Below are 14,266 nucleotides of genomic sequence, written 5' to 3'. Positions count from 1 at the left end.
TACTAAAAACAATTTATATTTAACAGGTAAAATATTATTATGGCTTTACATCTCAAAGCACCAGAAAATGTAATTCTTAAACCAATTATCACAGTATTTGGTGTTGGAGGAGCTGGTGGTAATGCAATAAATAATATGCTACTTGCCAAATTGCAAGGAGCAAACTTTGTTGTTGCCAATACTGATGCCCAATCACTCGAACATTCCTTATGCGACAACAAAATACAGTTAGGTGTTGCGATTACTAAAGGTCTTGGAGCTGGTGCGTCTCCAGAAATCGGGGCTTTAGCAGCTGAAGAATCAGCTGACGAGATTAAGGGGCATTTAGAAGGTAGCAATATGGTGTTTATCACTGCCGGTATGGGTGGAGGTACTGGTACAGGTGCTTCTCCGGTTGTGGCAAAGATTGCTAAGGAGCTAGGAATTCTTACTGTGGGGGTAGTTACTAAACCTTTTCATTTTGAAGGAAAACATAGAATTAAAACTGCTGAACAAGGTTTACTAGAACTACAAAGATTTGTTGATACTTTGATAGTAATACCGAATCAAAATTTATTTCGTATAGCAAATGAAAATACTACCTTTGCCGATGCCTTTAAAATGGCAGATGATGTATTACATGCCGGAGTCAGAGGGGTTACTGATTTGATGATCATGCCAGGTCTGATTAACCTAGACTTTGCTGACATTAGAACAGTGATGAGCGAAATGGGTAAAGCTATGATGGGTACGGGAGAAGCATCTGGTGAGGATAGAGCGGTTAAGGCAGCTGAAGCGGCTATCTCTAATCCACTATTAGATCATAACTCAATGCGTGGTGCTAGAGGGGTGTTAATTAACATTACTGGTGGTGCGGATATGACCTTATTTGAGGTTGATAGTGCGGCTAATAGAATTAGAGAAGAAGTAGGGGATAGTGATGCTAATATTATTTTTGGTTCAACGTTTAATCAAGAATTAAATGGTGTTATTCGGGTATCGGTAGTTGCTACTGGTATTGATGCTGATCAAGTTATAAGCAACAAACCCCAACCTATTGAATCAGTAACTAGTAGTCCTGCAAGTTGTGAACAAGTAGCTAATAACCATGATTTAATAGAGACAACAGTTTTAGAAGAAATTCCAGATTTTGCCCAATATACTGGTGAAAAAGCTAGCTTAGTAGATTCTGGAGTACAGCCTTTAAACTTAAACGTTCAGGCGACATCAATTAATATACCAAATCAGCCAACTATAAGTAGCAATGATGCCAAAGCATCTTTACTCAGTAGAATGTGGAATTCACTAAAATCCAATACTAATCAAAATCAAGAGCAAATCAAAAACCATATTCCTCCAATTTCCCAAAAGAGCGATGTAGACGTTGATATCCATGATATTCCAGCTTTTTTAAGGAAACCAAAATAATAGAATACATTAGTTATCTTGAAATATATCAAGTAGCGTGCTATAATTCTCACTTATTGTTCTTAGGCTATGTAACAAAATTTAAATTATTCATATAGCTTAGCGATCGATATAAATTAATATATGATAGTGTATAATTATGGCTGAAGTTTTTTTTAATGGTCCTGCTGGTCGGATTGAAGGGCTGTATACTAAATCTAGCGATTCTAAGGCTCCACTTGCTTTGGTATTACATCCACATCCACTTCACGGTGGCACTATGAATAACAAAGTGGTTTATAATGTATATAGAACACTAGTATCGAATGGATTCACAGTACTCAGAATTAATTTTCGAGGAGTTGGACGCTCTCAAGGAGAGTTTGATAATGGTATTGGGGAAATGACTGATGCGGCGACAGCACTTGATTGGTTGCAGCTTAACAATCCTACAGGTAGTATAAATTTAATAGCAGGCTTTTCTTTTGGAGCCTGGATAGCCATGCAACTTATCATGAGAAGACCAGAGATTAATAATTTTATTATGGTATCCCCACCAGTAAATAAATATGATTTTTCCTTCTTGTCTCAATGCCCTATTTCCGGTTTTGTAATACAAGGGGACAATGATAGTATTGTGTCAGAAGAATCAGTACTTGAACTGGTAGGAAAGCTGTCTAAGCAGAAACATATAACTGTCGACTATAAGCTCATCCATGGAGCCGATCATTTTTTTCGGAACAAAATTGGTGAATTTACCCAGGCAATTAGTGATTACTTACAGTTAAGGTTATTAAATAATAAAGTTACTCATTTAAATAAGGACTTTCTTACTGAAGGAAAATTAGCAAAAAAATCTCTTCAAAAGGTTTTCTTAGATTAACTGCAATTAGCCACTGGTTATAAGTTATAGTCAATTAACCTGAATTAGTGCCGAATAAGCACCCATCATACTGTCATTGCGAGGAGGCATAAGCCTCCGAAGCAATCCATTTTAATAGTTTTTTGGATTGCTTCGTCCCCACTAAAGTGACTTCTCGCAATGACGCTGAAGCTAAATACTAATAGGATTTATAACGTTGCTAATTCAAGTTAATTCACTATAATCTGGTTGGAGTAAATAAAGCATTAAAAATAGCAATGAATGAATAAGTGGAAATATTAATGGAAAATTATGATATAGCAATTATTGGCGGTGGGCCTGGTGGTTATGTTGCGGCAATTAGGGCGGCACAACTAAATAAAAAAGTTGTGTTGATTGAGAGAGAGCATTTAGGAGGGGTTTGTTTAAATTGGGGATGTATACCAACAAAAGCACTACTTAAATCAGCTGAATTATTTCAGAAAATTAAGCATGCTCAAGATTATGGTATTATAGTCAATGAACCAAGCTTTGACTTAAAAAAAATAGTACAGCGTTCTAGAGATATATCGACGCAGTTAACATCTGGCATTAAGTCCTTACTAAAGAAAAATAAGGTTACGGTAATTGATGGCACTGCTGTACTTGGAGCTGGCAAAGTGGTAAATATTGATAGTAACGGTCAAAAAATTTCAATTAAAGCACAAGATATAATAATTGCTACAGGTGCAAGAGCTAGGATTTTAGATGGATTTAAACCAGATGGTAAGCAAATTATTACTTCTAAGGAGGCTATGATTTTGGATAAATTACCAAAATCTATGATTATAGTTGGATCAGGAGCGATTGGTATAGAATTTGCTTCATTTTATAACTCTTTAGGAACAAACGTCACCATAATTGAAGTACAAAATAGGATTTTACAAGCTGAAGATGAAGAAATTTCTTTAATGGCACGAAAAATTTTTGAGAAAAAGGGTATAAAAATTCATACTAATAGTAAGTTGTTAAATCATAGCCAAACACAAGATCATGTTATGATTGAAGTTGAGATAGAAGGTAAGAACCACAAAATACAAGCTGAAACTTTGCTTATGGCAGTTGGTATAGTTGGCAATACGGAAAATCTTAATTTAGAAAAAACTAATATAAAAATAGATAGAGGTCATATTGTTACCAATCAGTTTATGCAAACTGATGAACAAGGAATTTATGCAATAGGTGATGTCACATCTCCCCCGTGGCTTGCACACAAGGCAAGTCATGAAGGTATTATTGCTGTAGAAACTATTGCCGGTCTTAAAGCTCATCCTCTAGAAAATCGTAATATTCCAGGTTGTACTTATTCCTCACCGCAGATTGCTAGTGTAGGGCTTACTGAAGAACAAGCGAAAAAAGCTGGTTACCAAGTGAAAATTGGCAAATTCCCATCTATCGCTAATGGGAAAGCCCTGGTTGATGGGTGTACTGAAGGGATGATTAAAACAATATTTGATACAAAAACTGGGGAATTGCTAGGGGCGCACTTGATAGGCGAAGAGGTTACCGAGCTAATTCAAGGTTATGTAATTGCTAGAACTATGGAAGGTACAGAGCTTGATTTAATCAATACCATTTTCCCTCACCCAACTTTATCGGAAATGATGAGTGAGTCAGTATTGCAGGCCTATGGTAGAGCCATTCATATTTGATTTATTTTTTTCTAAATATACTTAGTGGTAAGGATAGATTGTGTTATAAGTACTATTTGTTACTCCCGCGTAGGCGGGAATCTAAGACTCCTGGTTACGCAGGGGTGACAAGAGAGGCGGATGACAAGAGAGCAAGAATAACAACTTGCAATTAAATTTAAATATGAGGTACAGGCAATGAGTAAGATGAATGCTGAGGATTATGAAACTTTTCCACGAAAGCGGCGAATAAATATCGTTATGCGGCATGGTGTATCATTTGGCTCGGCATTGGCTATGGCTATTTCATTTAACATCAACCACTCTGTGTTATGGGCAGTCTTACATGGTTTGTTTTCATGGCTTTATGTGGTTTATTATTGCTTGGCTTATTAGAGTTTTATGGATGTAACAGTATAATGATCAATACTAAATTAGTACAAAATTATACTTCTGCGTTATTTAATAATGCACTAGCTAATGCTTTGGAAGATAAAATATTTGAGCAGATTAAGATTATTGATCAGCTTATCAATGATAATGCACAAATCAAGGAGGCGATATTTTCTCCTATAGTGAAAAATATTGATAAATGTAAAATAATTGAATTAATTGCAAAAAACTTTAGTGTTGAATCTACAGTTAAGCAGTTATTATTAATATTACTAAAACATTCACGTATGCCTATTTTATCAAATATAGTTGTATTGTACCAACAATTACTTAATAAAAGTAGAAATATTAAGATGGTAACAATCACTTCTGCTAAAATTTTGCATAGTGAAGAAAAACAATGGTTAACAAAACATTTAGAAACTGATTTTCAGCAGAAAGTTGCGATAAAATTTAGTCAGAATCAGTCAATTATTGGTGGTATTATTATACAATATGATAGCGTAGTTAGGGATTACTCTATTGATGGAATGTTAAAAAAGATAATAAAAACCTTAAAAACTACAAAGATTTAGGTTATATAGATAGTTAGAAATGGATTGCCACGACCACTATGTGGTCTCGGAATGACGTTTGGATTAAAAATTATTAAATAAGATTTACGAGGTAAATAATTATGGGTTCTTCCCAAAAATTAAAGGCTGTTGAACTTGCTGAAGTACTAAAAAAAGAAATTGCTAATATTGAACAATTTAGCGATTTACAAGAAGTAGGGCAAGTTATAACAGTTGGAGATGGTATAGCTAGAGTATACGGTATCGATAATGTAGGAGCTGGTGAGGTAGTTGAGTTTGCCTCGGGGGTGAAAGGTCTTGCTCTTAATCTTGAAACAGACTCGGTAAATATCATATTGATTGGTGACGATCGCGAAGTAAAGCAAGGAGATTCGGTCAAAAGAACTGGTAAGATTATACAAGTACCAGTCGGTAAAGCATTGCTTGGTAGGGTCGTTGATGGTATGGCAAGTCCTATTGACGGTAAAGGCGAAATTATAACTGATAGCTACAGGAATATAGAAGAAAAGGCTCCGGGGATCATTTCTAGACAAAGTGTTAAAGACCCGGTGCAAACGGGTATCAAAGTGATTGATTCCCTAATTCCTATTGGTAGAGGTCAGCGGGAGTTAATTATTGGTGACAGGCAAGTAGGAAAAACGGCTATTGCCATCGATACGATTATTAACCAAAGACAAGCTCATCTTGATGGCGATGAAAAAAATAAGATTTATTGTATTTACGTAGCTATTGGTCAAAAAAGGTCGACTGTCGCACAGGTAGTAAAAAAATTGGAAGATTCAGGGGCTATGGAATATACAGTAGTTGTTGCAGCCACCGCCTCTGATCCTGTTGCGTTGCAATATGTGGCACCTTACACTGGCTGTAGTATTGGTGAGTATTTTCGTGATAATGGCATGCATGCATTAGTTATTTACGATGATTTGAGTAAACATGCTGTTGCCTATAGACAAATCTCTCTATTGCTCAGAAGACCACCAGGGCGTGAAGCATATCCGGGAGATATATTTTACCTACATTCTAGGTTACTGGAACGAGCAGCAAATATGTCGGATAAAGATGGTGGGGGTTCTCTTACGGCTTTGCCGATTATTGAGACCCAGGCAGGTGATGTTTCTGCATATATTCCAACCAATGTTATATCAATTACTGATGGACAGATTTTTTTAGAGAATGAACTATTTTATAAAGGTATCAGACCGGCGGTAAATATTGGTATATCAGTGAGTAGGGTAGGATCAGCTGCTCAAGTAAAATCTATGAAACAAGTAGCAGGAAGTGTCAAACTTGAATTAGCCCAATTTAGGGAATTAGCCGCTTTTGCTCAGTTTAGTTCAGATTTAGACAGCTCAACTAAGCAGCTTATCTCACATGGTACAAGGTTAAGTGAGATATTGAAGCAGGATCAATATGCTCCCTTCTCTGTTGAAGAACAGGTAGTAAGTCTTTATGCTGGGGTGAAAAATTATCTCGATAATATTCCTGTTGAGTTAGTAAAAGAATTTGAGCTTAAATTACTCCAAGAAATAAAGCTTAAAGAAAACGATATTTTATTATCCATTAAAAATCAGGGACAAATCATTAAAGAAACGGAAGAAAAGTTAAAATTTTTCTTAGAAAAATTTGTACAGAACTTTCTTACTGACAATAAAGTTGGGTAGCTATGTCAGGTTTAAAGCAATTAAGATCTCGTATTAAAAGTGTTAAATCAACGCAAAAAATTACTAAGGCTATGCAAATAGTCTCGGCTACCAAATTTACCAAAGCCAAAAGCCAAATTAAGGACTCAGAAGATTATATTGAGATTTTGCGGAATACAATGTCTAATGTAGCATCTAGGAATAATTTGCAAAATATGACTGAAGAAGAAAAAAAATTCTTTTCAAGTGATGTAAATATAAATAAGCCTCATTTATTGGTAGTAGTTACCTCGGAACGCGGTTTATGTGGTTCTTTCAATTTTGCAGTGTTCAAACAGGTGAAATTTGATATTGCAAATTTGGAAAATGCTGGTAAACAAGTAAGGCTTATTATTATTGGTAAAAAAGGCTACGATCTATTCAAATGGCAATATTCCCATTATATTGACAATTATTATGATTTTCCCAAATATCATAATAATAATTTGGCATTTCAGATTAAAGATAAAATAACGGAGATGGTGGATAGTGGTAAAATTAGCAGTTGTCAGATATATTTTAATAAATGTAAAAATGCTATAACCCAGATTGCCACTAAACAGCAAATATTACCAATTGAACAGCAGCTATCTTCAAGTGAGCAATACTCAAGTGAGCAGTATTTAAGCTATGAATATGAAGGCGAGGGGCTTGTTTTGAATATGATTAATCTTTATGTAACCGCACAAATTAATTATGCTCTACTACAAAGTAGAGTTAGTGAAGAAGGAGCTAGAATGACAGCGATGGATAATGCCACAAAAAATGCTGATGAGCTTATTAATAAGTTAACATTAACGCTGAATAGGTCTAGACAAGATATAATTACTCGGGATTTAATTGAAATTATTGCAGGAGCAGAAGCTATATAAATTAATTAGGTTGCTGGATGCTCATTGTGAGCGAATGGATTGCTTCGTCGGCTCACGCCTCCTCGCAATGACGTTTGGTAAATCAGTTCCGTCATTGCGAGCGAACGTATGTGAGCGTGGCAATCCATAAAGGTAATTAGAAATGGATTGCTTTGTTGTTACTAAAGTAGCTTCTCGTAATGACAATTAGGGTCTAATTTACTATAGATAGACAAATATAATGTAAGGTAAAATATGACAAAAATTATTGGCAAGACTATTGGTAAGATTGTGCAAATTATCTCAGCTGTGGTTGATGTACAGTTTATTAATGATGCTAAATTGCCGAAAATTCTTAATGCACTTGAATGCTATAATAATGGAGAAAAGGTGATATTAGAAGTATCGCAACATATCGGAGATGATATTGTTAGATGCATATCTATGAATCCAACAGAGGGGTTAGTAAGAGGTCAAGAGGTGGTAGATACAGGAGATACCATTAAGGTACCTGTTGGCACGGCAACACTTGGGCGTATAATGAACGTAATTGGTATGCCGATTGATGGAAGAGGTAACATTACTTCAACTAAATCTGCTTCAATTTACCACTCAGCTCCCAGTTTTGTTGATCAATCAACGGAAAAAAACATTTTGGTTACAGGAATTAAAGTCATTGATCTGTTAGCTCCTTATTCAAAAGGAGGAAAGATTGGGTTATTTGGTGGTGCTGGGGTAGGAAAAACAGTATTAATTATGGAGCTTATTAATAATATCGCCAAAGCTCATGGAGGATATACGGTTTTTGCTGGAGTTGGAGAAAGGACTAGAGAAGGCAATGATTTGTATCATGAAATGATTGATTCCAATGTAATTGATCTAGAAAATCCAGAAAAATCTAAAGTAGCTCTGGTTTATGGGCAAATGAACGAACCGCCCGGTGCAAGGGCTAGAGTTGCTTTAACTGGACTCACTATAGCCGAAAGTTTCAGGGATTTAGATGGCGGACAGGATGTCTTGTTTTTTGTCGATAATATTTTCCGATTCACTCAGGCTGGTTCTGAGGTATCAGCCCTTTTAGGTAGAATACCTTCGGCAGTGGGTTATCAACCAACATTAGCAACTGATATGGGTGAGTTGCAAGAACGTATTACTTCAACAAAGTTTGGATCAATTACTTCGGTACAGGCTATTTATGTGCCAGCCGATGATCTAACTGATCCTGCTCCTGCTGCCTCTTTTACTCATTTGGATGCAACGACTGTACTTAGTCGACAAATTGCTGAGCTTGGTATTTATCCGGCAGTAGATCCACTCGATAGCGGTTCACAATTGCTAAGTCCAGCAATTGTTGGAGAAAAACATTACTCAGTGGCTCGAGAGGTACAAAAAGTTTTACAGACATATAAGTCGCTGCAAGATATAATTGCCATTTTAGGAATGGATGAGTTGTCGGAAGCAGATAAATTAACTGTTACCAGAGCCAGGAAAATACAACGATTTTTATCCCAACCTTTCCATGTTGCCGAAGTATTTACAGGTATGTCTGGAAAGTTTGTCAGTTTAGCTGATACTATTGAAGGGTTTCAAGGTTTGGTTTCTGGCAAATATGATCATTTACCAGAAGCAGCTTTTTATATGATAGGTAGTATTGATGAAGCAGTAGAGAAAGCTGAAATGCTTAAAGAGAAAATTGCATAAATGGATTGCATAAATGAACAAAATAATTAGGGTTAAAATTGTAACACCTACAAGTATTGTATTTGACCAGGAAGCTCAAGAAGTAACAATGCATGGAGAATTAGGAGAATTTGGTGTTTTACCTGGTCATGAGTTACTGATTTCTAGTTTAAAAGCTGGTTTAACAAAAATAACAGTAGGTAATTCTGTATTAAAGTATTTTGTTTATTCGGGATTAGCTGAAGTTACTAAGACCAACGTTAATATAGTAACTGAATTTGCTGTTGATACCAACAACTTACAAACCCATGAAATAGCTGAAAAGATAGTATTGTTAAAAAAAGAAATAAGCGAAGAAAAGGGTGAGACAAAGAATGATATTATAAAATTAGATATAGCTAGATACGAATCTTTACTAGCTTGTTTTGAGTAAGTATGTCATTATATAGCTAACATTACCGTCATTGCGAGGAGGGGTGAAGCCCGAAGCAATCCAAATTTATCGTTTTCCTGGATTGCTTCGTCGCCGTAAAGCGGCTCTTCGCAATGAGGTTTGGGTAAGGCACTTCTGTCATTGCGAGCGAACGTACGTGAGCGTGGCAATCCATGAAGCTTATCATATGGATTGCTTCGTCGTGTTTACACACTCCTCGCAATGACGTAGTTTGCTAGTTAACACAACTACTTTTACTACAGTAAAAGATAAACATCAGGAGATATATTATGTTTATAGAAAATGCCTATGCAGATGACGATACAATATCAATCAAAGAAACTGTAGAAGTAGTTCCAGCAGCACCTGAATCATCTATGCAGTCAGTATTAACAAGCATGGTGCCGATGGTATTAATTTTCATTGTATTTTATTTTTTCCTAATTAGACCGCAAGAAAAACGTCGTAAGGAGAAAGAAAGTGTGGTGAGTAGCGTAAAAAAGGGCGAAGAGGTAGTAACTAATAGCGGAATCTTTGGTATAGTCAGCAAGATTAACGATACTGACAACACAATAGACCTTGAAATATCTGAAAATATACGAATCAAAGTTTTAAAATCTGCAATACTCGATATTACAAGTCGTCATAAAAAAGAAGCTATAGCTGTTAATAAAAGTAAAAAAGACAAAGGAAAATAACGGTGCATAATATTGCTAAATGGAAAATATTCTTGTCTATTTTATGTACAATAGGAGCATTTATTTGTGCTTTACCTAATTTTACAACTATAGATTCAAAAATATTACCCAATTATAGGGTAAATCTTGGTCTTGATTTAAGAGGTGGTGCTCATCTATTGCTAGATGTCGATTTTGACGCCTATTTAAATGATGTAATGGAAGGTTTGACTGACCATTTACGAAAATATTTACGGGAAGATAAGGTAGGCTATAAAAATCTTATTGCTAAAAATCACATGGTACAGTTTGAATTAAGAAACCCAGAAGATTACAAAACAATAAAAAAGATTTTAGGTAAAATTGACCGAGAAATTACTGTAGAACAAGATAATTCTAATATTAAGCTTAGCTATAATGATTCTAAACTTGCCGAATTAAGGCAAAAAGTAATTGCTCAATCAATCGAAATAATTAGAATGAGAGTGGATAGTACAGGTACCAAAGAGCCTAACATACAGAGGCAAGGCGATAAACATATATTGCTCCAGGTACCAGGTGAGGAAAACCCACAACAACTGAAAAATATTCTTGGTAAAACTGCAAAATTAACCTTCCATTTAGTTGACGAAAATGCCAACATACAAGAAGCAATAAATGGGCGTTTACCCTCTGGCTCAATCTTAGTTAAAGGAGAAAATTCAGATAAAAAAGAATATTATGTAGTTGTTAAGAAAAAAGTTATTGTTAGTGGTGAGCAGCTAATAACTGCTCAAGCTTCTTTTAACCAAAATACTCAACCAGCCGTTGCTTTTTCCTTTAATAATCTTGGTAGCAAATTATTTGCGGAAATAACCAAAAATAATTCTGGTAAAAGGCTTGCGATCGTGCTTGATAATAAATTATTAAGTGCTCCAGTAATTAATGAACCAATTCTTGGAGGAAGTGGTATAATTTCAGGTAATTTTACTGTTGAATCAGCCAATGAATTAGCCTTATTACTTAGAGCTGGTTCGTTACCAGCTCCTTTAAAGATAATAGAGGAACGAACCATAGGGCCAAATCTTGGGGCAGACTCAATAGAGGCAGGTAAGAAAGCAGGGATGATTGGTTTTGCCAGTGTGGTGATATTTATGATTTGGTCGTACGGAATTCTTGGAATTTTTGCCAATATAGCATTAAGTCTAGCCCTACTCTATATTCTAGCTTTATTGTCACTTTTCCAAGCGACATTAACTCTACCGGGAATTGCTGGTATAATATTAACGATTGGCATGGCGGTTGATGCCAATGTACTCATTTATGAGAGAATAAGGGAAGAGCTTAAAAAGGGGGCATCTAACCTGTATGCTATAAGGACAGGGTTTGAATCAGCTTTTGCGACAATTCTTGACTCAAACGTGACAACTTTGATAGCGGCGTTTTTACTTTTTATGTTTGGTGTTGGTGCTATAAAAGGCTTCGCGGTAACACTAACTATTGGTATAATATCATCGATGTTTTCTGCGATTATTATTACTAAATTGTTAATTGATATTTGGATTAAATACCAAAATCCAAAAAATCTGGGATTGTAGTAATAACCGTCCATACATGACATCTGACTTTTTGTCATTGCCGCGTAGGCGGGAATCTAGATACCTGCTTACGCAGGTATGACAAGAGAGTAGGTATGACAAGATGAGTAGTGGTGACAAGAGAGCAGGGGTGACATATAGTATTAGTATGGATAACACAATAATTAAACTACAGGATTTACAATATGTCTAAAGCTAAACTCTTACAAAAAATGATGCTACCTATTATAGTAACAGGGATGTTTACTGGGGTAACATATGAAGGTTATAAACGCTCGTCAGAACTTTCTAAATTTGAGATAGCTGCTAAGGGATTAGGTTTCACTTCCCCAACTCAGCAAGACAGTTTGTTAAAGATTCTTCATCTAGCCGGATATTTACAACCAGAAAAATTATGGCGTGATCTAGCATGTTTTGATAAAACTAGTAATTCAGAAAAAATATTTGCTTCAATTTCTAGAAGTTTAATTAAATCTCGAGCTACTCAAGATGCTCCTGATCAATTCGATGCTAAATTATTGCGTAAAAATTTATTTAAAGCTACTAATGAATTGAGTGTACGAGATGTTGAAGATTGGTTACTATATGTTGCTCAGAATGCATTTAATCGTAAAGTTGGTCAGGAACGTAATGAACTAACCAATGAAAATTGGATGATTAAATATGCCTCTCAATATATTGATGCTGCCAAACAATTAGGGCTTATTGATGAAATACCACCCCAACATCAGGAATATGCTGAAAGCTGGATTGCTGGAGCCTCTAGAATTGGCTTATTGGCACGGATAATTTACTATAATAAAATAATAGAACAAATTAAAATTAATGGATCAGTATTAGTATTAGCCGGAGCAAGACCATTATGGGCTAATATTGATGGTATTAACCCAGAGACATACGATAAATTACTAAAAATATGGCAAGATAAGGGGGATATCAATAAATTAGATGCTTCTTTATTAGTTGGAGAAGATTCAGCTCGTACAGAGGAAGGGAAGGAATATATGGGGTCACTTGCTAAAAGTTATAATATTGTTTTAGAACTAACACAACCCTTCATTCAATATACCACAAAAGAAGAATGTCCTGCAGGTTTCTTTCCTGGAAGAGTCTATCCTAATTATGCAACTACAGATGAAACAAAGCTCACAGAAAGCCTGATGAGTGAGGATTTATTAAATAACTTCCTTAATAAGGAGCAGAGAAGCTCAGCTGAAGTAATAAATACCGAACTGGGCAACAATAACTCAAGACCTAATACCGCTACTACTGCTTATGATGCTGCAGTTACTCTTGTTGATAAGATTTTGAGTGGGGGGCTTGGTGAGCAAAAAGATTATGTTATTTTATTTATCAGCAATAACCCTTACATTCAACGCCAAACAATTGCTACTCAAAGAGAAGTTGATAAAATATTACAAAAATATGAATTAGATAAAAAAGGTTATCATATTGAAGTCGAAGGAGTAGGTTTTAGTTCCAAACAGGATGTCCCAACTATTCATTCTGAACTGGCGTGCTTGATAGCAGAGCTATGGAAAAATCATAATCTACTAGTTTCTAATGAAGCGGGGCATTCTATCGAGCAATTATTGTTTCAAACTCGTCAAGACCTTGCAATAATACCGCCAATGCCAGAAGTCAAAGAAGAGAATGTAGGGATAATTGGTCAAATGGTTTTATGGACTCAGGATGTATGGGATCATTTATCGTACTAAATAACGCCAAAATGATAAAAGAGAGCTAGGTTCTGTTGACAAAATTTTATGTTAAGTTATCAGAGGAGAATAAATAAGTTGCAACAGTAAGAAGGAATATGGTGGTCTCCTTTGTCTAGACAAAAATTTAGCAATTTAGAGATATAATTCCCATGAAATTATTATTGTCACTATTATGCAACTTTTTGTTTATAGTACATCAAGCTAGGAGTCCTATACCCCAATGCTTGGTGCATTCTTTCGTGGTTATAAAAATCGATATATTCCTTAATAGCTGCTTTTGCCTCCTTTACAATTGTTAAAATTATTCGATAAATTTTTTCCTGTTTCAACGAACGCCAAAATCGCTCAATAAACACGTTGTCCAAAGCTCTACCTTTGCCATCCATACTTATTTGAATATTATATTTTTTTAAAATACAGATAAATTGCTCAGACGTAAATTGCACTCCTTGGTCTGTGTTAAAAATCTTTGGTATACCATATTGTTCTATAGCTTCCTCAAGAGCCTCTACACAAAAAGTACTTTCTAAACTAATAGATACCCGCCAGCTAAGTATATAACGACTGTGCCAATCCATAATGGCTACCAAATAAACAAATCCTTGTTGCAACCTTATGTAAGTGATATCTGAACACCATACTTGATTTGAGTATGTTACCTCTAAATCTTTTAATAAATAAGGATATATTTTATGTGCCTGATTTCTTTTACTCAAATTCATTTTAGGATAAACAGCTTCAAGACCCATTATTTGGTAGTAA

The 14,266-nt window shown here is 35.3% G+C and carries 12 protein-coding genes; 11 read left to right on the top strand and 1 reads right to left on the bottom strand.

Features of this window, described 5'->3' with window-relative positions; genetic code table 11:
- Positions 1–39: 39 nt before the first annotated feature.
- From ftsZ to RiCNE_RS00115, 11 genes are all read left to right on the top strand, one after another.
- On the top strand, positions 40–1,407 hold the full coding sequence (ftsZ, locus tag RiCNE_RS00170; RefSeq protein ID WP_094648624.1) for a cell division protein FtsZ: 1,368 nt from the start codon (positions 40–42) through the stop codon (positions 1,405–1,407).
- A gap of 139 nt (positions 1,408–1,546) precedes the next feature.
- Positions 1,547–2,269: an alpha/beta hydrolase gene (locus tag RiCNE_RS00165; RefSeq protein WP_094648623.1), complete on the top strand. Its 723-nt coding sequence runs from the start codon at positions 1,547–1,549 to the stop codon at positions 2,267–2,269.
- 281 nt (positions 2,270–2,550) lie between these two features.
- A complete protein-coding gene (gene lpdA, locus RiCNE_RS00160; RefSeq protein ID WP_094648622.1) occupies positions 2,551–3,939 on the top strand; it encodes a dihydrolipoyl dehydrogenase in 1,389 nt (462 codons plus the stop codon).
- Positions 3,940–4,250: 311 nt separating this feature from the next.
- Entirely contained in the window at positions 4,251–4,886 is a 636-nt protein-coding gene (gene atpH, locus RiCNE_RS00150) for an ATP synthase F1 subunit delta (protein ID WP_094648621.1), read from the top strand.
- Between the two features lie 101 nt (positions 4,887–4,987).
- A complete protein-coding gene (atpA, locus tag RiCNE_RS00145) occupies positions 4,988–6,547 on the top strand; it encodes a F0F1 ATP synthase subunit alpha (RefSeq protein WP_094648620.1) in 1,560 nt (519 codons plus the stop codon).
- Positions 6,548–6,549: 2 nt separating this feature from the next.
- Entirely contained in the window at positions 6,550–7,437 is an 888-nt protein-coding gene (gene atpG, locus RiCNE_RS00140; RefSeq protein WP_094648619.1) for an ATP synthase F1 subunit gamma, read from the top strand.
- Between the two features lie 234 nt (positions 7,438–7,671).
- Complete coding sequence (gene atpD / locus RiCNE_RS00135; protein ID WP_458692640.1) at positions 7,672–9,117, top strand: F0F1 ATP synthase subunit beta; 1,446 nt, start codon at positions 7,672–7,674, stop codon at positions 9,115–9,117.
- A gap of 13 nt (positions 9,118–9,130) precedes the next feature.
- On the top strand, positions 9,131–9,529 hold the full coding sequence (gene atpC, locus RiCNE_RS00130; RefSeq protein WP_094648618.1) for an ATP synthase F1 subunit epsilon: 399 nt from the start codon (positions 9,131–9,133) through the stop codon (positions 9,527–9,529).
- A 290-nt stretch (positions 9,530–9,819) separates the two neighbouring features.
- Positions 9,820–10,227: a preprotein translocase subunit YajC gene (gene yajC, locus RiCNE_RS00125; RefSeq protein WP_094648617.1), complete on the top strand. Its 408-nt coding sequence runs from the start codon at positions 9,820–9,822 to the stop codon at positions 10,225–10,227.
- Positions 10,228–10,229: 2 nt separating this feature from the next.
- Positions 10,230–11,783, top strand: coding sequence for a protein translocase subunit SecD (gene secD / locus RiCNE_RS00120; RefSeq protein WP_094648616.1), 1,554 nt, complete (start codon positions 10,230–10,232; stop codon positions 11,781–11,783).
- Between the two features lie 185 nt (positions 11,784–11,968).
- Positions 11,969–13,501 carry a hypothetical protein gene (locus RiCNE_RS00115; RefSeq protein WP_094648615.1) on the top strand — a complete coding sequence of 511 codons (1,533 nt, stop codon included), beginning with the start codon at positions 11,969–11,971 and terminating at the stop codon, positions 13,499–13,501.
- 173 nt (positions 13,502–13,674) lie between these two features.
- Here the strand turns inward: RiCNE_RS00115 and RiCNE_RS00110 are convergent.
- Positions 13,675–14,266, bottom strand: a 592-nt coding sequence (locus RiCNE_RS00110) for an IS3 family transposase (RefSeq protein WP_157905639.1), incomplete at its 5' end; no start/stop codon positions are given.

Source organism: Rickettsia endosymbiont of Culicoides newsteadi (assembly GCF_002259525.1).
GTDB lineage: Bacteria > Pseudomonadota > Alphaproteobacteria > Rickettsiales > Rickettsiaceae > Tisiphia.
Note: the sequence above shows the minus strand (reverse complement) of the source record. Positions and strands in the feature narration are given on the sequence as shown.

Coding starts and splice junctions, on each gene's coding strand:
- atpH (WP_094648621.1), top strand. CDS start 4,251: ATGGGCAGTCTTACATGGTTTGTTTTCATGGCTTTATGTGGTTTATTA.
- yajC (WP_094648617.1), top strand. CDS start 9,820: ATGTTTATAGAAAATGCCTATGCAGATGACGATACAATATCAATCAAA.
- atpG (WP_094648619.1), top strand. CDS start 6,550: ATGTCAGGTTTAAAGCAATTAAGATCTCGTATTAAAAGTGTTAAATCA.
- RiCNE_RS00165 (WP_094648623.1), top strand. CDS start 1,547: ATGGCTGAAGTTTTTTTTAATGGTCCTGCTGGTCGGATTGAAGGGCTG.
- atpC (WP_094648618.1), top strand. CDS start 9,131: ATGAACAAAATAATTAGGGTTAAAATTGTAACACCTACAAGTATTGTA.
- atpA (WP_094648620.1), top strand. CDS start 4,988: ATGGGTTCTTCCCAAAAATTAAAGGCTGTTGAACTTGCTGAAGTACTA.
- ftsZ (WP_094648624.1), top strand. CDS start 40: ATGGCTTTACATCTCAAAGCACCAGAAAATGTAATTCTTAAACCAATT.
- atpD (WP_458692640.1), top strand. CDS start 7,672: ATGACAAAAATTATTGGCAAGACTATTGGTAAGATTGTGCAAATTATC.
- RiCNE_RS00115 (WP_094648615.1), top strand. CDS start 11,969: ATGTCTAAAGCTAAACTCTTACAAAAAATGATGCTACCTATTATAGTA.
- lpdA (WP_094648622.1), top strand. CDS start 2,551: ATGGAAAATTATGATATAGCAATTATTGGCGGTGGGCCTGGTGGTTAT.